This is a genomic window from Candidatus Poribacteria bacterium (assembly GCA_028820845.1).
Lineage (GTDB): Bacteria > Poribacteria > WGA-4E > WGA-4E > WGA-3G > WGA-3G.
In genome coordinates, this window is sequence record JAPPII010000007.1 from 1 (window position 1) to 25,399 (window position 25,399).

The 25,399-nt window shown below is 47.7% G+C and carries 13 protein-coding genes; 12 read left to right on the top strand and 1 reads right to left on the bottom strand.

Annotated features, from left to right (window positions below; genetic code table 11):
* Positions 1–489: 489 nt before the first annotated feature.
* The 12 genes from OXN25_01215 to OXN25_01270 all read left to right on the top strand — a co-directional run bounded on the left by OXN25_01215 (position 490) and on the right by OXN25_01270 (position 24,081).
* On the top strand, positions 490–2,745 hold the full coding sequence (locus OXN25_01215; protein MDE0423465.1) for a DUF262 domain-containing protein: 2,256 nt from the start codon (positions 490–492) through the stop codon (positions 2,743–2,745).
* Positions 2,746–2,788: 43 nt separating this feature from the next.
* Positions 2,789–5,962 (top strand): fused MFS/spermidine synthase, encoded by a 3,174-nt coding sequence (locus tag OXN25_01220; GenBank protein ID MDE0423466.1) that lies wholly within the window; start codon positions 2,789–2,791, stop codon positions 5,960–5,962.
* A 127-nt stretch (positions 5,963–6,089) separates the two neighbouring features.
* Positions 6,090–8,111, top strand: coding sequence for an aspartate--tRNA ligase (aspS, locus tag OXN25_01225; GenBank protein ID MDE0423467.1), 2,022 nt, complete (start codon positions 6,090–6,092; stop codon positions 8,109–8,111).
* A gap of 210 nt (positions 8,112–8,321) precedes the next feature.
* The gene (locus OXN25_01230; GenBank protein MDE0423468.1) at positions 8,322–9,029 is read left to right on the top strand and encodes a Uma2 family endonuclease; all 708 of its coding nucleotides are present in this window, start codon (positions 8,322–8,324) and stop codon (positions 9,027–9,029) included.
* 115 nt (positions 9,030–9,144) lie between these two features.
* Positions 9,145–11,412 (top strand): leucine-rich repeat domain-containing protein, encoded by a 2,268-nt coding sequence (locus OXN25_01235; GenBank protein MDE0423469.1) that lies wholly within the window; start codon positions 9,145–9,147, stop codon positions 11,410–11,412.
* Positions 11,413–11,446: 34 nt separating this feature from the next.
* Positions 11,447–15,331, top strand: coding sequence for a leucine-rich repeat protein (locus OXN25_01240; protein ID MDE0423470.1), 3,885 nt, complete (start codon positions 11,447–11,449; stop codon positions 15,329–15,331).
* Between the two features lie 129 nt (positions 15,332–15,460).
* Positions 15,461–17,047: a dicarboxylate/amino acid:cation symporter gene (locus OXN25_01245; protein MDE0423471.1), complete on the top strand. Its 1,587-nt coding sequence runs from the start codon at positions 15,461–15,463 to the stop codon at positions 17,045–17,047.
* Positions 17,048–17,184: 137 nt separating this feature from the next.
* Complete coding sequence (locus OXN25_01250) at positions 17,185–19,395, top strand: AI-2E family transporter (GenBank protein MDE0423472.1); 2,211 nt, start codon at positions 17,185–17,187, stop codon at positions 19,393–19,395.
* Positions 19,395–20,810 carry a ribosome biogenesis GTPase Der gene (gene der / locus OXN25_01255; protein ID MDE0423473.1) on the top strand — a complete coding sequence of 472 codons (1,416 nt, stop codon included), beginning with the start codon at positions 19,395–19,397 and terminating at the stop codon, positions 20,808–20,810. Before OXN25_01250 ends, der begins: the two co-directional genes overlap by 1 nt.
* Before the next feature lie 11 nt (positions 20,811–20,821).
* Positions 20,822–21,796, top strand: a complete 975-nt coding sequence (locus tag OXN25_01260) for a D-glycerate dehydrogenase (GenBank protein MDE0423474.1) — start codon at positions 20,822–20,824, stop codon at positions 21,794–21,796.
* Positions 21,797–21,865: 69 nt separating this feature from the next.
* Positions 21,866–23,191, top strand: coding sequence for an NCS2 family permease (locus OXN25_01265; protein ID MDE0423475.1), 1,326 nt, complete (start codon positions 21,866–21,868; stop codon positions 23,189–23,191).
* Between the two features lie 191 nt (positions 23,192–23,382).
* Positions 23,383–24,081 carry a hypothetical protein gene (locus OXN25_01270; protein MDE0423476.1) on the top strand — a complete coding sequence of 233 codons (699 nt, stop codon included), beginning with the start codon at positions 23,383–23,385 and terminating at the stop codon, positions 24,079–24,081.
* Between the two features lie 243 nt (positions 24,082–24,324).
* Here OXN25_01270 and OXN25_01275 read toward each other — a convergent pair whose 3' ends face one another.
* Positions 24,325–25,197 carry a phytanoyl-CoA dioxygenase family protein gene (locus OXN25_01275; GenBank protein ID MDE0423477.1) on the bottom strand — a complete coding sequence of 291 codons (873 nt, stop codon included), beginning with the start codon at positions 25,195–25,197 and terminating at the stop codon, positions 24,325–24,327.
* Positions 25,198–25,399 lie beyond the last annotated feature (202 nt).

Here is a 25,399-nt window from a genome sequence, read left to right on the forward strand (position 1 = left end):
ATCAAAGGAACCCTGATAAGCACTGCTTTACAATCACTTTTGAGAAATATCAGTTGAGGATCAAGAAACGCATCATTCGCGTCGGAGTTTCCGTGAGGAATATCTCGCGTTTTTAGATCGTTTTGGGGTTGTGTATGATGAGAAGTATGTTTTTGATCCGGTTACTGATTCTTCACGTGAAAAATGATATATTCTATCAATAAACATAGCACTCCGCTGGAGTGCGGGGCTTTGGATATTTTTCTATAGACATGTTGCTCCGCTGGAGCAAGGAGAATTTTGCTGGTGGAAGGGTAATATATGTATAGCAGATCGGAGTGTGTAAGATTAGGTTTTGGATTTCCTTCCTACCCCTCAGAGAGATTCTATCTTTTGACAAAATACTACATATCCAGACAGAAGATTCCAGTTGAATTTTCGGATGAGTTAAGGTATTATATAGTCATGATGACGAGATTTAACATAGCGAGGTTAAAGGAGATTTCTTAGATGACGAAAATTAAGAGCCGAACTAAGACAATTCGGGAATTGTTGGCTAACACTAAATACTATCTGGATTATTACCAACGCGAGTACGTTTGGCAGTCTGAAAATGTGACTGAGTTGATTGGAGATCTCACTGATGCCTTCTCAAGCAATTACAACCCCGAGGATACTCGTCAGAAAGTAAACGGTTATACTGATTACTTCCTCGGATCGATTATTATTTATGAAAAGGATGGGAATCGGTTCATTATTGATGGACAACAACGGCTTACAACATTAACTCTTCTTCTTATTTATCTGGACCGATGGCTTGAGGAAGAAGGTGAAAAAAGCCATCTGTTTCCACTGATTTTTTCGGAAAATTACGGGAAAGAATCGTATAACCTTGATATTCCAGAGCGAGCATCTGTTATGGATAGTCTCCGTTCTGATGATAATTTTTTTTCTATAAAAGGTCAGTCCGAGTCCATTCGGAACATTAAATTACGCTATAACGATATTAAAAATAACTTTAAACTCCCAAACAATCACGCACTTTTGCATTTTATTGATTGGTTGCTTGAAAAAGTTTGCTTGGTAGAAATAACAACTGAAGATGATGACAGTGCTTATACGATCTTTGAAACGATGAATGATCGGGAACTATCACTTACCCCTACTGCGATGTTGCGAGGATATCTGCTATCAAACATTGAGGACTCCGAGTGTAGAAATCACGCTATCATAACTTGGCGAAAGCAGGTGGAATCCCTACAGACTATAGGTAAAGAGGAAGATTCAGAGGCAATTAAAGCCTGGCTCCGCAGTCAGCACCTTGGCAGTGTTAGTGATTTTGAGCAGATCGGATCTGAATTTCATCGCTGGGTTCGTAACTATGGCAGTAAACTAGGTCTTATATCGAGCACTGCCTTCACAGATTTTATTGAACGAGACTTCAAGTTTTATAGTGGTTGGTACTACCGCTTGCGAGAAGCGTCTAAGTCGATTGTTCCTAGATTTGAGCCTGTTTACTATAATGCCCAGAACAGTTTCACACTCCAGTACCCAGTTTTATTGTCCCTATTACATATCAACGATACAGATGAAGAAATTCATAACAAAATATGGATTGGGGCAACCTTCCTTGATATTTTGATTCATCGTCGCATTTGGAATTTCAAGAGCACTGCTCAGAGAGAGATGGTTGACCTGATGTGCTCAATTATACCAAAGATTCGGGGCAGTAGATGTGATGGATTGGCGGATGTATTATATACAATACTTCAAGCAGAAACCGAACCTTTTGTCAATAACAGTGGATTTAGTTGGCACGGTAGCAATAAACGTAAGACTCATCTAATTCTTGCCCGTATGATTGACTATGTAGAGGTTCAATCGGGGCAACCTTCGCTCTATCCAGAGTATATAAAAACCGGAAGCAATGGTTATGAAATAGAGCATATCTGGGCAAATCATCCGGAAAGTTACTTAGATGAATTTTCACATGAATTTGAGTTTGGAGAATATCGTAACCGTATTGGTGGTTTGCTCCTTCTGCCTAAGAAGAACAACGCTAGTTATGGTGATCTGCCATACGATGAAAAGTGTGAGCACTACATCAAGGAGAACTTACTTGCCCAGAGTCTTCATGAAAAAGCTTACCAAAACAACCCTGGTTTTAAGAAGTTCATTGAAAATAGCAGTATTTCCTTCTGTCCACATAGTAAATTCAAGAAGGCAGATCTGGATAAGTGCCAAAAACTCTATCTGCGAATTGCTGAAAGAATATGGAACTCAGAAAGGTTGAGGCTGCCCCATGGTCAGGAGCCTGATTGTGTTCCTGAGGAAGAAGGCGTGAATTCTAACCAACACAATAATGCTGTGTGGACATCAGAACAAATTAGGGATTTAGTCCCCCAAGAGCGTAGGGAATACTATGAAACCCGCTATAAAAATAAAGTCGTAAGATTTTATATAAGGGTTGCAGAATTTCAGAATTTCATTCAAGAAAAGCAATGGGGTTCGGTTCTGACTCTCAAATTTCGGAGAGACTTCTGCGCCTTTTACGTTGGGAATAAACCTATATTTGGTGTTAACCTTTATGGTGCACCGCGATTTTGTATTTGGATAACAAAGGAAGAGGCAGAAGGATTTAGAAACCGATATGAGTTTGCAGCTTATTATCCAAACGCGACGTATGCTATTTATCCAGAAGATGCAACATTAGATAGCCTTTTCCCGATCCTTGAATTTGCCTATAAAAAACAATGGCGGAATTAATGATGTTCTCACTATAGTCTGCCTGTTTTAATAATTCTTCAAAATGCGACACATCAAACCCATCGTTTGGCTCATCTTTATCTTTTCCGGTGCCAGCGGACTTATCTATCAAGTCATCTGGATGCGGCAACTCACGCTCATTTTCGGAAGTACCGTCTTCGCAACCAGCACCGTCCTAACAGCATTTATGGCGGGACTCGCGCTCGGCAGTTTCTACTTCGGTCGAAAAATTGACGAAAGCGATCAGTCTCCATTGCGGATTTACGCCCTGTTGGAAGCCGGTATCGGTGCCTTCTGCCTCGTGTGGCCACTGATTTTATCGGTGCTCGGTGCCTTGTATGTGCTAATCCATCGCAACGTCACATCCGAATTCTATACGCTTTCGTTGATCCGGTTCGTATTGACCTGCGGAGTGATATTGATTCCTTCAACACTGATGGGCGGCACACTCCCCGTGCTAACCCGATTCTTTGTAAAAAGATTGGAACAACTCGGCACGAACATCGGGGTGCTGTATGCGCTCAACACATTCGGTGCTGTCATCGGAACCGTAGCAGCAGGCTTTTTCCTACTCGAAGCGTTCGGGATCCGATGGACACTCGGTATCGGTATCGCCATTAATTTCGCCGTAGCAGCGATTGCGTTGGTGTTGACGCAGCGAGTGTCAGGAACAGAAGATATCAGCAGTCAGCAATCAGCAATCAGCAATCAGCCAGAAGGCCTTGTGTCAGAAAGTAGGACGCAACTGCCACACGCTGAAAGTGAGCGTAGCGAACGCCCTAACAGCCATTTGGTATTATGGGCAATAGGTATCTCAGGGTTCTGTGCTTTGGCTTACGAAGTGCTCTGGACGCGTATTATGGTCTTCTTCCTCGGCAGTACGACCTATGCGTTTGCGACAATGCTGGCAGCATTTCTCTTCGGCATTGCACTTGGAAGTATCGTGCTTGCACGTTGGGTAGACCGGATGAAACAGCCTATCGCTGTTTTCGGGGTCGTTCAGCTCGGCATCGGACTTTTCGCACTTATCCTCATGCCGGCGTTTGAGGAGTTGTACGGGATGACGCGTGCCTTCCAGTCTACCTTTGGTAGCAGCAGATTTTGGGCGTTCTTCTCCTGTTTCCTTGTGATGTGTCTTCCGACCTTCTTGATGGGTGCGAGTTTTCCGCTTGTGACGAAAATCTACACCGGCAGCGAACGTCAACTCGGTAGAAGCATCGGCAATGTCTACGCCGTTAATACAGTTGGAAGCATTTTCGGCGCATTTAGTGCTGGATTTATCCTGATTCCGCTTTTGGGTATCCGACCGAGTATCGTGCTAATGGTTGCGTTGAACACAGGTATCGGGTGTCTCCTTGTACTAAAAAGCGGGCAACGGACGAAAACCAGCGGCGCATTGCTACAGGGGGTAAGCATAGGCATGCCGATTCTCAACGCTGGGTTGGCTGTCATTCTGCTGCTTACGCTGAATCAACCGCTTTTCCTCAAGAGCGCGATTTTCAAGACGCAGCGTCCGGGCGATACACTCGTCGATTACAATGAGGAAGTGGACGCAACGGTAACGACGCTGAAAGACGATGAAGGTGTCTACCGTCTCTATGTGGATACAAATCAGGCAGCAGATGCCTCGCGGTGGGACTCGCCATCGCACCGTGTTATTGCACATCTGCCGCTGTTATTGCATCCACGTCCGAAACGCGCACTTGTCGTCGGATTCGGTATGGGGCTAACTTCCTACTCAATCACACAACACGGGGTCCGAGTTGACGCGATAGAACTTTCCAAAGGCGTGATTTCGGCGGCACAGGAGCATTTCACACACGTCAATGGAAACGTGTTTGAAAGCCCACTGTTTGATTATAAAATCAACGATGGACGCAATCATATCCTAATGACAAAAACGAAATACGATATGATTTCCACAGGGATCATCCATCCGCTGGTCAGCGCAGGGAGTTCCAATATCTACACCGCCGACTTCTACCGCTTGTGCCGCCGCATTTTGAGCGAAGACGGCATCATGTGTCAGTGGGTGCCGCTCCATCGCTTGCCTGAGACACACTATAAGATGATTGTCCGTACCTTCGTTGAGGTGTTTCCACATACGACGCTCTGGTATAAATATACGCCTGACTTCGTAATCCTCATCGGCACACAGGAACCCCTGCAGATTGATTACAAAAACTTTATCGCACGCGCACAGATAGCGAGTATAAGTGAAGGACTTGCTGCCGATGACTTAGATGGTCTGTCGCTACTTGACTCATTTATGATGGGACCGGAGACGGTCCGCAAATACGTAGGCGTTGGACCTGTCCACACAGACAACCGACCCCGACTGGAATTCTTCCGCGGGGCTGACCTCGCCGACACGACGACACAGAACGTCAAAGGGATGGTTGAGTATCGTGAACGCGTTCTCCCATACCTCACGAACTACGGTTCAACGCTCGCCGAGATGAAGAGCGTTAGAGAAAAACTTGATACCTACTTTAGAGCCACACACAGATTAATCCGTGGACAGATCGCTTATGCGAGCGCACAGTACCAAGATGCCGCAGAACTCATGAACCAAGCGGTCGAACTTAATCCGCTTGATGAAACAATTCGTTATAACTTTGGAGTCGTTTCAGGCTTAATTCGCGAAGGTGAACAGGAAGAGCTCCGGCAGATTGAACAACAAGTCCAGCAGGCAATGGCACAGAATCCTGACGACCTACAGGGACACCTCTATTTAGCGACTGTGTATGAAATGCAGGGTGAACTCGGAAAAGCGACAAGAGAACTTGAGGAATTTCTCAGAGGCGATCCAAGCAGATCCGATGTCTATTTACTCTTGGGTCCCTTATATGAACGCCAAGAACGTTATAGAGAGGCACTCCGCACCTACGAACGGTTGGAACAGCAAGAACCTCGTTTGCCTGCGCCTATTTTTGCCGCAATGGCGCAGCTTCACTTGCAGTTGGGAAATTTAGATGAATCCGAAAAATATGCAAAGAAAGGTATCGCTGTAGATGCCAGTTCATGGCGTTCCTACCTTACCCTCGGAAACGTTTACGCAGCGATGGACCAACCGGAAAAACAGATTGAAAATTACAATAACGCTTTGAGAGCACTCGATAAAAAAATTCTGAACGCTCCAGAGCCTGATGCGCTAAAGAGTGCTAAACAACAGATTCAAAATGAACTTGAACAACTAAAAACTGAAAATCACTAAGATAGGAGGAATAGTTATTGGTTACCGGCTATCAGTTATCGGTAACTTGCTTGTGGCAGCCCGTATGTTGTTTGCTACCACACGTTTTAACTGCTAACTGCTAACTACTAACTACCATAGACACATCATGTCCCAAGAACCTTCTTTAAAACGAACCCACTATTGCGGTGACCTACGTTTAGCAGACACGGGTACGCAAGTGAGTCTTAATGGCTGGGTTAAACGCCGTCGAGACCACGGTGGGGTCATCTTCGTAGATCTACGCGACAGAACGGGTATCACACAAGTCGTCTTTGACCCGCAAATTGACGAAAAAGCACATGCTATCGCTGATGCGGTCAGAAGCGAATATGTTTTGCATGTCAGCGGCACCGTCCGTGAGCGCGAGCCGGGTGAACTCCTCTTCCACACAGATGGTACTTACCAAACAGAACTTGCCGATGGCAATCTGTCCCCAGCGTTCCGGGCGTTGTTCTCGGATGCTGATCCGAAATACACCCTTTCCGATGACATTGAAGTCTCAACACGAGAACCCAGTGTGCGCTGGCTGCTTACCGATACTGAAAATAATCGGACATATCACATCGCCAGTGAAGATATAGCGGGAGAAAACGGTATTAGCATTTATCAAGGCACTGTCAATCCTGAGCTTGACACAGGTGAGATCGAGCTCGCTGTTGACACTCTCAGCGTCTTGAATACCGCCAAAACACCGCCGTTCCCGGTTGAAGACGAGATTGACGTGGCGGAAGACATTCGGATGCGGTATCGCTTCATCGATTTACGCCGTCCTGAGATGCAAGAGACGTTGGCGATGCGGCATAAAGCGGCACTCGCTGCGCGTAACTATATGAACGAACAGGGGTTCCTCGAAATCGAAACGCCTATCTTGATGAACAGTACGCCTGAGGGCGCGCGCGATGTCCTTGTTCCGAGTCGTCATTATCCGGGTAGATTCTATGCCCTCCCGCAATCGCCACAACAGTTCAAGCAGATTCTCATGATGAGTGGTGTTGATCGGTATTTTCAAATCGCGCGATGCTTCCGTGATGAGGACACCCGAGCTGATCGGCAGCTGGAGTTCACGCAACTTGACCTTGAGATGTCATTCGCAGATGTAGACGATGTACTTGAGGTAACCGAAGGGCTGATGAAACGCATCTTTGAGGACGCTGGGAATATCCCTGTCGAAATCCCGTTCCTACGGCTCCCCTACCACGAATCAATAGCACGCTTCGGAAATGACAAACCCGATACGCGGTTCGGTATGGAACTAACGGATGTCTCGGATGTCATGGCTGACTGTGATTTTCAGGTATTCACACGAACTTTGGAAACAGGTGGACAGGTCAAAGCGATTGCTGCGCCGGGCGGGGCAGACTTCTCTCGAAAAGACATCGACGATCTAACAAAGTTTGTCGCTATCTACCGAGCGAAAGGTTTAGCGTGGGTTAAAGTCACACCAGACGGATTTTCCTCTGGTATCGTTAAGTTTTTCACAACAGAGCAACTGGAAACTGCGCAGGAGCGAACGGGTGCGAAGCCCGGTGACATCATGTTCTTTGTTGCTGACAAACCGAATATCGTTGCGGATGCGCTGGGTAATCTCCGCCTCCATCTTGGGAAACAGCTTAACCTTATTGATGAAACTCAATATAACTTCTTGTGGATTGTTGACTACCCGCTCTTTGAATGGAACGAGGAAGAGAATCGCTATGAACCCTTCCACCATTTGTTCACTGCATGCACAGAAGCAACTTTACCGTTGTTAGACACGGACCCGGGGAATGTCCAAAGCCAACACTACGATCTCGTGTGTAACGGATATGAAATTTGTAGCGGGAGCGTCAGAATCCACCAATGGGATGTCCAACAGCAGGTTTTTGAAATTCTGGGGATTACACCCGAAGATGTCGAAAATCGGTTCGGATATTTCATAGATGCTCTGGCGTATGGCACACCGCCGCATGCAGGGATCGCCCCCGGTTTAGACCGTATCGTTATGTTGATGCGCAACGAGGAAAACATCCGCGAAGTTATCGCATTTCCGAAATCGCAACAAGGACTCTGCCCGCTTACGCACGCACCTTCTGTTGTATCGGATGCGCAGTTAGAGGAGTTGTCCATCCGCGTTGATGCAGACATCTGAGGCAACACCGTTATGGGTTGTCGGAAACCATCGCCTGAACTTGGACGCTTATGATTTTAAGATGGACCATGATTACCGGACGCCTAATCATGGTCCATCTGGTAATCTTATAAATCACAGTTCAGACTTCCTCTGACGACCAATAACCAATAGTTGAAAGTGAGCGTAGCGAACGTCCTGATAACTGATAACCTCTAAGGAGATAGAACGATGGAGAAAAACATAGGTGCTGCCCCAACACTCGTCTATCCCGAATCAGACGGTGAACCGATGGCAGAAACGGGAAGGCATGTCAGAAGCCTTTTAGACATGATAGAAATGATAGATTGGCATTTCCGGGATGTCCCAGATGTACATGTATGCGGAAATATGTTCCTCTATTATGAAGAGGGCAACCCACGTAAAGTTATATCTCCGGATGTATTTATGGTGCGCGGGGTCTCAAAAAAAGACCTCCGGACGTATAAAACATGGGAACAGCAACCCTATCTCGATTTCGTGCTGGAGTTGGCGAGCCCGAGTACGTTCACAAGAGATTTTGCTGAGAAGAAAACAATTTATGAGCAGATTTTACGGGTGAAGGAATACTATATCTACGATCCCTATCATGAGATTCAACCCTCTTTCATAGGCTTTCGTCTTATAGAAGGTTCTTATGAAGAGATAGAATTTGTAGAGGGACGACTTCCGTCCGAGGTATTAGGGCTGGACTTGGGTGAACACGATGGCGTGCTGCGGCTATACGATCCGGTTGCGAGAGCGTGGTTGGGCCCCTCTCGAGAACGCCTAGCTGAAGCGGAAACGCGTGTGTCTGAAGCGGAAACGCGTATTGAGCAAGAAGCCCGCGCACGCCAAGCCGCGGAAGCCGAACTCGAAAAACTACGTGAAACCCTCAAACGTTTGCAAACTTCTGAATAATAACATCTGCAAAAACTACCACAGGTCACATAAAGGATTGGCAGAACAACTTGAAATCGTACCAACGTGAATCAGTATGAAATCAGGAAACATCATCTCAAGGAGATCTAATCCAATGCAATCAACCAAAACACCCTCTATTTTCGCTGTTGTCCCTATACTCTGTGCTTTAATTTTCTGGGTTCCACTGAACACGTCGGCACAAACCGTTAACGTCCCGGATGCTAATCTTCGCGAGGCGATTAACGAGGCACTCGGCAAAGCACCCAACGCCCAGATTACAGCCGATGAGATGGCGACGTTGCGGGAACTTCGCGCTGTGAGTATGGAGATTAAAAACTTGACAGGTCTTGAAACCGCAGTAAATCTGGAGAGATTAAATCTTGACAACAATTTAATATCTGACATATCACCTCTGGCGGAATTGATGAGACTGCGTCGCTTAGATTTGGAGGAGAATCTGATAACTGATCTCTCGCCGCTTGAAGGATTGATCAGCCTGGAGGATCTACATCTTGGGCCTAATTTAGTAAGCGATATCTCATCGCTTGCAGGATTAATCAACTTGAGACATATAAGACTCCATCATAACGCGATAACCGATTTATCTCCCCTCGCAGGGTTGACAAAACTGGAAACGATAGGGATGAGTCATAATCCCCTGGCAGACCTCTCGCCTCTTAGTGGATTAACGAACTTGCATAACTTTCACGGATGGGGCACGCCTATAGTGAACCTTGCTGCCATAGCGAAATTGCCAAAACTTAGAGAGATAAATGTGTGTGGTGGCGAGATATCGGATATCTCTGCTTTAGTCGATGCCAAGGGTTTAAAACATCTTTACCTTCCCGGTAACGGGGTCTCGGATCTGTCTCCCTTGGCGGAGCTAACAAATTTGACACACCTCAGTTTTGAACATAACGAGGTTTCGGATCTATCTCCGCTTGAAGGACTGAGCAACTTGACATGGATAAACCTCCATGACAATGCCATATCGGACGTATCTCCGCTCGCGGCAACAACTAACTTAAGATGGTTAGATATAAGTCAAAATAGGATAACGGACGTATCCTCTCTTGCCTTTTTACCCAACTTGACATGGATGGGGCTTACCGAGAATCCAATAGCGGATACATCCAGTTTAGAAAGATTTGCCACGACAACAACCATCTCTTACTCGGATTTCGTTAATTCCGCTTTCCCAGAAGCCGGTCCCAAAATAGAGGGACCTTGGTTATGGGCGATCGTGCCGGGGGCGGGTACTGGCAACACAGATCTGCTGGCAAAAGCGAGTGGCGGGGCAGCAACGGAGGTAAAGGTCGCTACGTTTGGCGCAACCGAAGATAAACCTGTTGGAAGTGGCAAATGGAAGGCACACAACCTCGCGCCAACCGGCGGGGATAATCTCAATGAAATGACAGATGCCCTCGGTTGGGGGTCGGGTTCGGAGATATATGACCACGTCGTTTACGGCTCCCTCACCTTCAATGCACCGCGACAGCAGGACACAACAATGCTCGTCGGCAGCGATGATGGAGTCAAGGTCTGGCTCAACGGCGAGGTCGTTCACTACAATCCCGTGACTCGGGGTGCCGGTGATTACCAAGATGCATTTCCTGTCACATTGAAAAAAGGACCCAACGTCCTATTGGTCGCCGTTGACAATCGTGGACATGGGGGCTTCAGCGGTTTCTTCGGATTCGCAAAAGATGCCGACTATACAGTAAACCCAATCGGGAAGAAAATTACAATCCGAGTGCCTGCATGGGACGTGAACAGAGATGGCAGGACAGACATCCTCGATCTCATTATGGTGGGGCAAGACTTCGGAAAAGCGCAGTCCGCTAACACACGTACAGACGTAAATAAAGATGGAAAACGAAATATTGCAGACCTCGTCCTCGTTGCGCAACACCTCGGTGAAATCAGTGGTGTTGCTGCACCTGCTATGCTCACACGGCGCAATTTGAAGGTGGATCCAGCAATAGTCCAAACCTGGATAGCACAAGCGAAACTGGAAGATGATGGTTCACTCGTCTTCCAACAAGGCATAGCGAATCTCCAGCAGCTCTTGGCGTTGTTAGCTCCCGAAAGCACAATGTTATTGGCGAATTATCCCAATCCATTCAATCCGGAAACGTGGATACCCTATCAACTTGCCGAACCCAACGCAGTCACGTTGCAAATCTATGCAGTCAATGGCGAGTTGGTTCGGACTTTGGATGTGGGGCATCAGCCCGCAGGACGCTATCAGAATCGGAGCCAAGCGGCGTATTGGGATGGCAAAAATGAAGTCGGCGAATCTGTGGCAAGCGGTGTCTATTTCTATAAGCTCATTGCAGGCGACTTCGCTGCTACCCGAAAAATGCTGATAAGGAAATAGCCCGCAACCAACAACCCTTAAAGGAGATAGCACGATGCAACAAAATATAGGAGCTGCTCCGACACTTGAGAACAACACAACAATGAACAAGGTTTGCTGCTATGCAATCATCTTAGCCCTCATCGGATTCGGATTTGGAACAGCAGACGCACAACAAAATATTGCACAACAAACTTATGCGATCTTTCAACAAAACTGCCTCAACTGCCACGGCCCTCACGGTGCCTTTACAGAGCAAATCGTTATTGACTCCGCAAGCGGTTTGGTTAATTCAGGGGCGGTTGTACCAGGAAACCCTGTTGGATCTGAACTCTATACCCGGCTCCTTGAAACCGATCCCGCGAAACGGATGCCCCTCGGTGGACAACTTTCGGCTGACGCGATTGTGACAATCGGCAACTGGATTCAGGCAGGTGCCCCGACGTGGGAAATCCAGCACGATGTCAACTTCATCTCTACCGACACCATGCTCACGGTAATACAGAACCATCTCGGAGGACTAGATGCCTTTGATCGTCCCTTCACACGCTATTTTACCATGACCCATCTCTACAACGCCGGCGAAGGCCCCGAGGCACTTCGCGCCTATCAAGTCGCCCTCTCGAAACTCGTCAATAGTCTCTCCTGGGGATTCCAGATTATCAACCCCGAACCCATTGACGCAGCTGAGACGATTTTCTACATTGACCTGCGAAACTATGAATGGGATACCCGCGAAGCATGGCCGCAGATGGAAGCTGTCTATCCATATCTGATTGATTTTGATGAAACTACGCAGGCGACTCTCTATAGCAAACTCACACACCTTCGGCAAGAAATGAACTGTGAAGTGCCGTTCGTCTATGCCGATTGGTTTCTCGCGACTGCTTCCCTACCTCCCCTCTACCACGACATCCTCGCACTCCCTGAAACCGAGCAGGAATTAGAACGAGAACTCCGCATAGATGTTGATCGGAATCTCCAAAGTGCCCCAGGGGTGCGCGTCTGGCGTGCCGGCACCAACGATTCAGGTGTCTCGAATCACAACAGGGTTGTAGAACGCCACACGTCTCCGTATGGTGCGTATTGGAAGAGCCACGACTTTGCGGGGAGTGCGGGTGCGCAGAATATCTTCACGCATCCGTTGTCTTTTCAACGCGATGGGGGTGAAGTGATCTTCAATCTGCCGAATGGGTTACAGGCATACTACATTGCGGACGGTTTCGGGAATCGTATAGATGTTGCGCCGACGGAGATTGTCTCGAATCCTGCGGCGAGCGATCCAGCAGTGCGTAATGGTTTGTCGTGTATCGGGTGCCACACGGAGGGTATGAAAGATTTTGCAGATGGTGTGCGTTCTGTGATAGAGCAAACAGTGTCTCCGGTTTACGATAAGGATCACGCCTTACGTTTGTATGTAGAAAACGAAGTGATGGGTGTGCTTGTTGCTCAGGACACGTTGCGTTACAAGGCTGCGTTGGAAGCGACGGGTGGTGTGTTTGGGGGTATTGAACCCGTGCATCGGTTCTATGAAGAATTTCATGGACCTATTGAAGCTGCGTACGCTGCTGCTGCCGTCGGTTTAGAAACAGAAATCTTCCTCTCGGAAATTGCGGAGAAGTCAAGTTTACAGCGTTTGGGTTTGACAGGACTGCTGAGCGGTGGAAATGTGAAACGCGATGCGTGGACAGCGCAATTTCCTGGCATAATTTCAGCGTTGAATTCTCCAGATATGACGGACACTCCTAATCCAGACAATGATGTCGGGCCGGGCCCCATATTTTCTGGGCTCATCCCTGACCCGAACCTTCGCGCAGCTATCGCAGAGAGGCTTGGCAAAGCACCCGCTGCGCTTACGGAGACCGACCTCACAAGGTTAACTGAGATTGTAGCGGATGAAAAGGGCATCCGCGATCTGACCGGGCTTGAACATGCAATCCGGCTGGAACGGATAGAATTCCGCCACAATGCAATATCCGACTTATCCCCATTGGCAGGATTGGTGCGTCTGGATAATATCAAACTGCGTGGGAATAAGATAACGGATGTCTCTCCACTTGCAGGGTTGATCAACGTAGATTGGCTCGGACTTGAGGAGAACGCAATCACGGATTTATCACCCTTGAAAGGATTGGTGAAACTCAACGGCATCGGGATTGAAGGCAATCCGGTGACAGATGTCTCCGCCCTCGCCGGCATGATCAGTTTAGAAGGTATTGTTGCTTGGAACACGGCTATCACGGATTTCTCTGCGTTGGCGAAGTTACCGAGGTTTCAGTGGATAGAGCTCAGCGGCAGTTCAATCTCGGAACTTCCCTCGCTGACCGGATTGAAAAGACTCAGGCGTTTAGAAATCAATCACACGTATATCTCGGATATTTCGGGACTCGCGGAGGTACCGCAGTTAACATCGCTCACACTCCACGATAATCAGATAACGGATGTGTCGCCGTTAGCGAATTTAAAAAACTTGACAAATCTCAACCTGAGCCACAATATTATTTCAGATGTGTCGCCATTAGCAGGATTAACCAAATTAGAACGCATAGATCTCAGGAACAACGCCATATCTGACTTTTCGCCTTTGGAGGGGTTACCGATAATAATCTCTATGCGTACGTCGGGTAATCCAGGTACTGCTCTACGAGGGGGACCGAAAATAACGGGACCCTGGTTATGGATTTTTATCCCTGACATACAACATGAAAATTTTCGGAACGCAGATTTGCTTGCACGTGTTAGTGGTGGCGATGTAACTGAGTTAAAGATTGCTAGTGATGGTGCAACAGAAGGCAAATCTGTCGGTGAGCATGTTTGGACCCCTCACAAACTTTCTCCGTCAGTTGGTACTGAAAACATCAATAGCATGCTGAAGGCACTTGGTATCTCAAAAGGCGATGGCGGGAACCTAACTTACGGTTCGCTCACCTTGAATTCACCACGAGAACAGCAGACAAAAATGTTTGCTGGTAGTGATGATAGCCACAAAATTTGGCTCAATGGGGAGTTAGTTAGCGAGAAGTATAATGCTTGGACCGGCGATTACCAGCAATCCTTTCCTGTCACGCTGAAAGAGGGAAAAAACGTTCTGTTGGTAGCTGTTTATGATTATGGTGGTGGATGGTCTGGCCATTTTGGATTTGCACCTGATGCTGAGTATACCGTTATCCCGCCAGGGAGCCGCTTTACTTTATCCACAGCATTGACACAACTGAAGAAAAGTGACACCTTCATCGTCCGCCTTAACGCCGCAAACATCACCGATTTAGCCGGGTGGCAAACCGATATTGCTTTTGACCCCGCGCTCCTGAAAGCGAACAACGTCAGTGAGGGCAACTTTCTGAAGCAAGGCAACGGCCGCACCTTCTTCCGGAAAGGCACAATTAAGAATAGGCAAGGGAGAATCACTGGCATACAAGCGGCACGAATCTCCAAAGGGGGAGTTGCTGGCGAAGGCAACCTCCTATCTGTGAGTTTTACAGCACTCGCAAACGGACAGGGGCGCGTGGTACTCCGCAACTTCCGAGCAGGTAACAGTGCCGGTGAGACGATCTCAGCTACAGCACCAGATGTAATGGTTACTGTCGGCAATACCCCCGCCGCACCTGTCTTGCTACCGGATGAGACCGCATTACTCGCAAATTATCCGAATCCCTTCAACCCAGAAACGTGGATACCCTATCAACTCGCGGAACCCGCCAAAGTCACATTATACATTTATGCCACGAATGGTGCCTTGGTGCGAAGGTTGGATTTGGGGCATCAAGCCGCGGGGCTCTATCAATACCGGAGCCGTGCAGCCTATTGGGATGGTAGGAACGAAGTCGGTGAACCCGTTGCAAGTGGAATCTATTTCTATACATTGTCCACAGAGTCCACACGCGACTCCGTTACCGCTGGCGACTTCACTGCTACAAGAAAAATGTTAATAAGGAAGTAAATTTTCAAAGCGATTTAATAAGAGAGGGCGAAGGCTGGAAGGCTGGAAGGTTGGGTGCCCCAATCTGCTACCCTTCCCTTACTTCCATCCCTCATCTTCGTTCCCCTTTAGGAGGATAGATAACAACTTATGAATGAAAACGAAAGTAAACCGAAGGTCAGTCTCGGACTGCTTTACGGCATCGTCATCGCAATCGTTGCCGGTGCACTCATCGGAGGGTTCGCACCAAATTTGGCAATCCACACAACAATTCTCGGTGAAATATTCTTGAACCTACTGATGATGATCGTCGTTCCGCTGGTCGTCTTGTCCATGATTGTCGGGATAACCAATTTAGGGGATATCCGCAACATCGGCTCTATCGGTGGGCGCACTGTCCTCTACTACATGGCAACAACCGCGATTTCCGTTCTCATCGGCATAGTTCTCGTCAACATCATCACACCAGGGAAAGGGTTATCACAAGGTGAAGAACGACCCGAGCTGACTTACACACTTTCTGGTCCTGAAATGCTCACGCTTGAGATGAGCGGAGAATTTAATCGCACCTATAACAATAAATATGTCATCACCCTCGTTGACCAGAACATACAAGGCGAAGTCAAATCGATTTCTGGGACAACAGCCATAGTAGAAGCGTGGCACCCCTTAGCCACGGATGCCCGTTACGTTACAACAGAAGGTGGTGAACGCCTGTTATTCGTTGATGGACGGCTTGTAACAATAGAACCCCGAAATACCGGGACAGGCATTAACATCAGTTTGCCGATCGCTACCAGAGTCTCCGGCAAAATGGAACGGACTATGGGCAGCACTATCAAAGAGGTATTCCTCGGCAACGAAGAAACCGGCAAAGAAGGGATGATACCTTCAAACGTCTTCAAGGCAATGGTACATACCGATATCCTGCCGCTCATCTTTTTCTCGCTCCTCATCGGTGCCGCCCTGTCTACGCTCGGTGAATTTGGCAAACCTATCATCACTGTGATTTCGGGACTCAATGAAGCCGTCATGAAGCTCGTCCACTGGATAATGTATGTTGCACCGTTCGGCATTTTCGGCTTAATTGCCGGCAGGATTGGTGAAGCAAAGGGATTCGCAGGTTTCTGGCCCGAACTCGTCGCCGTGAGTAAGTACAGTGCCACAGTCGTACTTGGACTCGGCGTACACGGTATTATCGTTTTGCCCCTGCTCTTGCTGCTGCTCGGACGTAGAAATCCGCTCAACTACTTCAGAGGCATGGCAACAGCCTTACTAAACGCTTTCTCAACAGCGAGTTCCAGCGCATCCCTACCCTTAACAATGGAAGGCGTTGAGAATCAAAACGGAGTCTCCAGACGCACCTCCAGTTTTGTCCTGCCTTTGGGCGCAACCATTAACATGGACGGCACCGCGCTCTATGAGGCAGTCGCTGTCATGTTTATCGCTCAGGTCTATGCGATTTCTATGGACCCAGCACAACAAATCGTTGTCGTGCTGACGGCGACCCTCGCGGCTATCGGGGCAGCGGGGATCCCAGAAGCGGGGCTCGTCACCATGGTTATTGTGCTCAGAGCCGTTGACCTCCCCGTTGAAGGGATAACGCTTATTCTCTCCATTGACTGGCTCCTGGATCGTTTCCGAACCACAATTAACGTTTGGGGCGACAGCATCGGCGCAGGTGTAATTGAAAGGTATGAATCCGCTGATTCCACCGAAGCACCGGCAACAACGTAGCTATTGGTAATCAGTTATCGGTTTTCAGTGAAAGAGGAACTCTGTAACAATTCATAGCCTCTGGGGACTCCAAACTTGAGTAGATTGTTACAAAAACACCTCTTAACTGACAACTGATAACTGACAACTAATCAAATATGAATACGCAAAACGCACCGAACCCACAACTATCACCAATCTTTTCAGCATCTATTCTCGCAATTATCAGTGTTGTGTTTGCCGCAGGGTGGATAGCGTTCGCTTATTACAAAAGCAACGCAGACGATAGCAATCGGATACTGTTGTTACATCCGATAGTCCCTATCCTCCTGATTGTGCTGCTCACACGCATTTACCGCTGGATCGACATAAAGAGCATCATCATTTTGGAAATCCTAATGATAGGTGTATGGCTGTTTGTGCGCCTCTTGGGTGCATTGACCCCTTTCATTTTAGGATTCGGTTTTGCCTATATTTTCAGGTTTCTCTGGAACGCACTCCCCTTTAAAAAGGAGTATCAACGTGCTATTGCTACGGTGTTGATTCTCGTCATCTGTGGAGGCGCGCTTTTCTACACCGGCAGACAGGTGAGTAGACAAGCCAGACAAATGGGCACTGGGTTAATCAAATTTTATCACGAAACCGTTTTGCCTTATGTCAATGGAGAGACCTTTAGAGCTCTCACAATCGGTATTAATCCGATTGTTGCCGACGAAGAAAAACGGCAAGTAGAAACCTTCTATGTTGCTACAAACCACGGGGTTTACAGCGTTCCAGTGGATGCTAAAGATGCCGCTGCCCGTGTCGGCATTACAAACGGCGAGCTTCTCGGCAAACAGATACATGCTCTGACAACCAGCAGAAATATTATCTATGCTGGCACTACAAAAGGTTTATACAGATATTATAAAGTCCTACCCCGCGGCGGGATTGAAGTGATTCGGACGGATGGAAGCGTTCGGAGAATTCAATCGCAAACATGGCACAAGGTGGAAGGCACGCCTTTTGATACCGCAACCATCCAAGCTGTCAATACACCGCATTGGAATAGTGCCCACATCTACGTTGGAACACAAAACCGACTTTACATAAGCAATGATTCCGGACGGACTTGGCGTGAAGTTGAACCTATTATTTATGACGAAAGATCTATCGTCAGTATCACCTCTATTGAGGATAGCGATGGTAGCAGAATAACTTATGTCGCCAGCACACCGCAGCCTGATCCAGAATCCTTGATGCCCATAGAAACGACGATACATTGGCACCTGGAAGGGACATCTCTTGGTTGGGAGCCACTGCCACCGATACCCCAAATCGTTTACACACTTGCAGTCGTAGAACCAACGGAAAGAGATCTCAGTGCTAACGCTCGCGCTGAACTATACGCTGGCACACCCGAGGGTCTCTATGCCTGGAATCGACTTGATGGTTGGCAAAAAGTAGGAGGCACAACAGGAAATGTACTCTTAGCATCTGCTCCTTCAGGACTATACGCCGGAGATTCGACCGTTATCCGACATCGTATCGAATCGACCGCTCGATGGAAACCGTTTGCTGTAAATAAGAAAGGTATTACCGATACCTATAGAGACGAGCCAATTGTACAGCAGATTCGAGCGTATCTTACCGAACGGATACCGACAATTGCCCAAACGGGCGGGGTAGCGGTTCGGTGGATTTCAGGATTCGTCAGATCGATTGCTTTTAGTTTCGGTGGATTTCTGGCAACACTGTTGCTCGCATTCGTTGTTTTTATTTATGCGAATCAATCGTTTGATAACTATTTTCATGATTTGGTCTCGCTGCTACCTGAGCAGCGGCGTGATACCGTCAAGAGTTATCTACGTGAGATTGATAAAAATCTCCAACAGTTCTTGAAAGGACAGGTCACAGTTATCGCTATTATTTCAGCAATTTCCTGTATTGCATATAGTGTTGTTGGTGTCCCCTTCGCGCTTGTTGTCGGTCTACTTGCCGGCATCTGTAATGCGATACCGACCTTTGGTCCCTTTATTGGCGGCGGTTTCGCACTTTTGGCAATGTTGATGGGATTGGCAGCTGGGGATTTTAGTCTCGTTGAATTTCTTGTGCGTTCCGCAGTTGTCGTGGGAGTTGTTCTCGGTGTCCAAACTATTGACAACTCACTGGTCTCGCCTAAAGTCATGAGCGATGCTGTCGATGTTGATCCTTTACTTATTATGTTCGCCGTGATTGTTGGGGCAACGGTCCTCGGTTTTTGGGGAGTGTTACTTGCAATTCCTATTATTGTTGTGATAAAATCCATTATCGCCGTTTCGCGAACATTCGCAACAGATCAATCCATCGAAAGCCGGTCTGCAGAAGCCGATGCGTTGGAGGAAAACTAATGGAAACCGGACATCCAATTGTCGCAATTGTCGGCAGGCCCAATGTCGGAAAATCTTCGCTCTTCAATAGAATCACTGCATCTGCCCCCGTACGCCCGAAACAGATACGCACCGATTTTGAAGGCAATGGGGACGAGACACTGCAGCCGGTCAGACCGCGAAATACCAAAAAATCGCGTAAATTTGCTGTCGTTCATGATACACCCGGCGTAACGCGCGATAGGAACTACGCCGATGTTGAATGGAACGATCGGACCTTTACGATTGTTGATACTGGCGGTTTAGATGTCGATCCAAATGACCGTCTTATTGACAACGTCCAATTACAAGTAGATACTGCTTTGGATGAAGCAAGTCTCGTCCTGTTCGTTGTTGATGCGCGAACCGGTATTATGCCACACGATATAACTGTCGCTAATAAACTCAGAACCGCTGGTAAACCTATTTTCCTTGTTGTCAACAAGGTGGATAGTGATCGGTTTCGCAATGAGGCGGCGGAGTTTTACGCACTCGGATTCTCTGAACCGACGTGGACATCGTGTGTCCAGAACGATGGAATTCGGGAACTCCTTGATCGGGTGGTAGAGGAGCTGCCCGATACTGCCGCAACGTCGGACAGCGCATCTGCCGCTATGAAAATCGCAATCGTTGGTAGACCGAATGTCGGAAAATCTTCGCTTATCAATAACTTGTTAGGGGAAGAGCGAATGATTGTAGACGACCGACCCGGAACGACGCGAGATGCCGTAAATATTCGGATCGTTCACGACAACATTCCCTTTGAGGTCGTTGATACTGCCGGAATGCGGCGGAAATCGGTTATTAAAGATGAACTCGAATCCGTAACCGTCCAGCGCGCAATACACAGCATCCGCCAAAGCGATATTGCTGTCCTCGTACTTGACGTAACCCAGGAGATCGCACAACAGGATAAGACAATCGCCAATTTCATCGAACGCCAGGGGAAAGCTTCAGTTTTAGTGTTGAACAAATGGGACCTGGTTGAAAAGGATAACACAACGCATCCCGCATTTATGGATAGAATAGATGCCCAGCTCCCACAACTTCATTATGTACCACGGGTTTTCGTTTCTGCGCTTACAGGGCAACGTGTTACCCATATATTGGAGATAGCACTTGAGGTCTATCGCGAGTACTGCACCCGGATCCCGACCCCCGACCTTAATCAGCTCCTCCTTGAATTACGGACTGCGCATCCCCCACCACGGGTCAAGGGGGTCCGACCTGCACTCAAATATATCACACAAGTGGAGATCACGCCCCCGACCTTTCTCATATTTGGGCGGAACCTACATCGGATACGTCCACCGTACGAGGCGTACCTTGCCAACAATATTCGGGCGGAATTCGGATTCAACGGTACACCCATACGCATCTTTTATCGCCAATCGTAAGGAGGGAAATCTTGGCACAATTTAAAGTTTTCATCACACGACCTATACCAGAAGAAATCCGAGCGAAAATAGCCGCAGAATGTGAAGTCGATATGTGGCATACGAGCGCAATTCTACCGCCTATTGCTGAAAAGATTCCGCCCCTTGATGGGCTAATGACCTATGGGCACGAACCCGTCTCACCAGAGATGATCGCTACTTCCCCGAACCTCAAAGTTATCTCTGTCGTTGGAGTGGGTTATGATCATGTCCATGTTGAGGCTTGTAGAGAGAGAGGGATTGCGGTCGGGCATACACCCGGTGTTCTTAGCGATACGACTGCGGATATGACGATGGCACTCCTGCTCGCCGCATCGCGAAATATCGTTCCAGCGGATAAACACGTTCAGACCAAACAGTGGCTATACTACGATCCGAATATCCTCTGGGGATACGATGTACATCATGCAACAATCGGTATTGTCGGGATGGGACGCATCGGTTATGCCGTCGCAAAGCGCGCGCTGGCTTTTGACATGCGGGTCCTCTATTACAAACGCGAACGCAGACACGATTGGGAGGAAGAACTCGATATAGAATATGTTGACATGGAACAACTCCTTCGAAACTCCGATTTCATAACACTCCACGTTCCTTTGACGGAAGAGACGACTCACATGATTGGCAAAGCCGAACTTGCGTTGATGAAAAGCACCGCAATCCTTGTGAACATTGCCAGAGGACCTGTTGTCGATCACTATGCGTTATATGATGCCCTCACAGAAGGTCAGATTGCAGGTGCTGCGCTTGACGTAACGGAACCGGAACCCCTTAACACTGACCATCCGCTTCTCGGTTTAGGTAACGTTATTATAGCACCCCATCTCGGCAGTGCTACTATTCAAACACGGATGAAAATGATGACGATGGCAATGGAGAATCTGCTCGCTGGGTTGAGGAAGGAACGCTTGCCTTATGCAGCACTGCAGCCAAAATTTGCCCAATAGCCGAAATCTCCAAATCACGGTTTCTAAAGAAAGCATTTATCCACACAATTATCCGGTAAAGGAGAGAAAATGCTACTTGAAAAGTTATTTCAGTTGAAAGAGGTCGGCACCTCAGTGAGACGTGAACTGATCGCAGGGCTCACGAATTTTATGACGATCTCGTATATAATCTTCTTTCAACCCACACTGCTTTCATTGGCTGGCATGGACTATGGGGCCGTTATGGTGGCAACCTGTGTATCCAGTGCAATCGCATCGTTCGCTATGGGATTGCTGACGAATTACCCGGTCGTCTTAGCACCCGGCATGGGGCTTAACGCCTATTTCGTCTTCGACGTTTGTCAAGGTTTAAACTTACCCTGGCAGGAGGCACTCGGCATCGTCTTCATATCGGGAGTGTTGTTTTTCATCCTTTCGTTCGTCGGAATTCGTGAAGCTATTATGAATGCCATTCCCCCCTCGCTCCAGAATGCAATCGCCATCGGGATTGGACTCTTCATCGCCTTCATCGGTTTGCAGTGGAGCGGTATTATTACAAAGCATCCCGCTACATTTATAACCCGCGGTGATCTTTTATCCGCCCCTGTGTTGCTGTCGCTTTTCGGGGTCGCCGTAACATTAACCCTCATGGCGCGTCGAATACGAGGGGCGATTCTCATCGGTATCCTTGTCACTGCTGCCATCGGCCTGATCTTCGGTCTTACTAAGTATGACGGGGTCGCCGCAGCTCCACCCGCTATCGCCCCTACTTTCTTTAAACTGCAACTCCCGAATATCTTTGATAAGTTAGACCTGATTTCTGTGATCTTCGTCTTCTTCGCGATTGATATGTTCGATACTATCGGTACCCTAACGGCTATCGGCTACAGAGCGGAATTGATTGAGAAAGGACGACTTGTGAAAGCCAGACATGCCCTTTTGGCGGATGCTGGCAGTACTGTGGGCGGTGCTTTACTCGGCACTTCAACTGTTACCTGCTACATTGAGAGCACAACAGGGATTGCTGTAGGTGGACGAACGGGACTCACCCCCGTCTTTACAGGAATTTTTATGCTCCTGTCTCTCGTTCTTTTTCCGCTTGTTAAAATTGTGGGCGGTGAATACGTGTATCAGGGAATCCAACTTCATCCAATTATCGCCCCAGCACTTATTGTCGTCGGCGGATTGATGCTCAGAGATGTCAACCAGATTGATTGGGAAGACATCACGGAATCGATCCCCGCTTTCCTAACGATAATAATGATGCCACTTTCTTTCAGCATTACGGACGGCATCGGCTTCGGACTCGTCTCCTTAGCGTTTCTCAAATTGGTGACAGGACGTGGAAAAGAGGTAAATCCGGTCATCTACTACTTCGCGCTCTTCTTCATCGCGTGTTACATCGGAGATCTGTAGAAGGGGATTGTAGTCCGTATCCTTCATCGGCAGGGCTTCCAGCCCTGCCGATGACCAGTCAGTTCCGGGTTCTAACCGCACCAAATCAAACTTATCGTCTTCTGCTCCAGCATCCGAAAAATCTTGAACTCTCTCAATACATTGTGTATAATTTGCACAAACCTTATATTCTTGCTACATGGAGACTTCAAATGAAACAGCCCAAACTCGTCGTTGGATACCTTATGGACGACGAACTATCTGTCAAATCTGTTACGATTTCAAAGTCCCTCGATTGGCTCACACGGGTGGAGATCGAAGACCTTGTGGAGTTTTTTGGGGGATTACTCGAATTGATCACACAAATTTCAGAGGGAAAAGAAGATAGTGAGTCCCTTCAGGTTTTCCTCGCCCTTTGGCGAGAAGTTGCTTTAGAAGTGAGTGATATGGAGGACGAAGATCGCGAAACATTCTGGAAAACACTGACCGATTCTATCGAAAGAGCGATGAACACTGCCGGACAGAGTATCCTTGTAGGTTTTGATGAAGACGACGAAGACGAATTGGATTCCCCTTGGATAGATATTATTGATCGGCAACCTGAACGAAGAGGAATAATGCATCATTCACCTTACGGGGAACCGGTTGTGGCTGATGTGACAGAAGAAGAACGCGACCACTACTTAGCCCAACCGATCTCTGAACTTGGCCTGTCTACCCGAGCTCACAACTGTCTTATACGGGAAAATATCAACACTATACGAGAACTCGTCGTAAAAATGGATTGGGAATTGTTACAATACAACCACTTCGGACAGGGCTCGCTACGCGATGTTAAAGAGGGGCTCGCCAACATGGGACTTTCTCTCGGAATGGACCTGAACGATGAAGACTACGAAGCTGATGAGTAAGGAAAGGATAAACATAGATGCTCAATAGAACCTTGTTCCCGCCTATCCTGCAAATCCGCTAATCCCGTAAATCCTGATTCAGACAGTATAAACCTAAGCCCTTCCTATAAAATTTCAGAGTAAGTTTCCGAGAACCCTACTCTAAAAACCACCTAAAACCCAGTCACAGTGTGGGGTTACGACTCTTTCTCAAATCTCTTACTTTTTCAGATTTACTCTGAAAGACTCTGAAAAGCGAGTTATCTACCCCCGCCAACCCACATCAATACTCGTATACCCGTGCGTGTATTGGTGCAAATGTGATGGTAAATCCGCTAAAAATTGCTTGCCTTCAGCTGGAATCTCCCATGGAATATCAATGTGATGCTCCCGCCGTCGAAAACCGATCGCACACGACAACCGAATCTCATCAATCTGATTCGGAAATGCGCCGTGATACGTCCGATGCGCAAATACAATCATATCCCCAGGGTGCGTAAACAGCGGTACCAATCCAGGAATATCGAACCCAGTGTATGCCTTTTCTTCTTCACCCTCCTTGTAGAAGGAGCGTCTATCCGCCGTCATCTTGAAACCTTCAGGTCCCTCCCAACTTTCCACGTGAGAGTCTTCAATCACACACAGACCACCGTGCTCCGGACGAGAACCCGTCAAATAGAACCATTTGCCCGACGGCCAGAGTCCACGGTTCAGCACATCCCCTGAGTTCTTGGGTGTATCCGTTGAAAACCCACACCAATCAGTGTGCCATGAAACCGGTTGGGATCCGGGCATCCGAATGATAGCAGCAGACCGGTGAACGGTCATTTCGTCTGTGCCGATGAGATGGCGATGGATTTTCATAAACGGTTTGTATCCGAGTAGCTGCCAAGCCCCCGGTCCAGACTCAATCCAAGCGTGTCGGGTCCGACTCTCTCCCGGATTCAGTTCTCTTTTTGGATCTGTACCGTCAAAGACGGCTTGTTTTAAACCATCAACTAACTCAGGTGATAAAACATCTTTGATAATCGCAAAGCCATGTGCCTCCAGACATTCAGACATGAGAGGGAGCTGGTCGATCCCAAATTCGTAGGTATAACCAAGTTCAGGTTTCTGAACCTCCAAATATTCTTTCATAGGTCAATCCTCAAATATTTTGTTGGAAATATCCGTCGCGTCGTATGCGAGGTTACCCAACCTCGCTGGTTCACTGATACTTTGATTTTAGCAACTATACACTGTTGGGTCAATGACATTTTTTAGGAAATCCAGTCGTCAATATAAAAAGGCAACCATAATTCTACAAATCCTAAAATCTTATAACTCCTGATTCTGACAG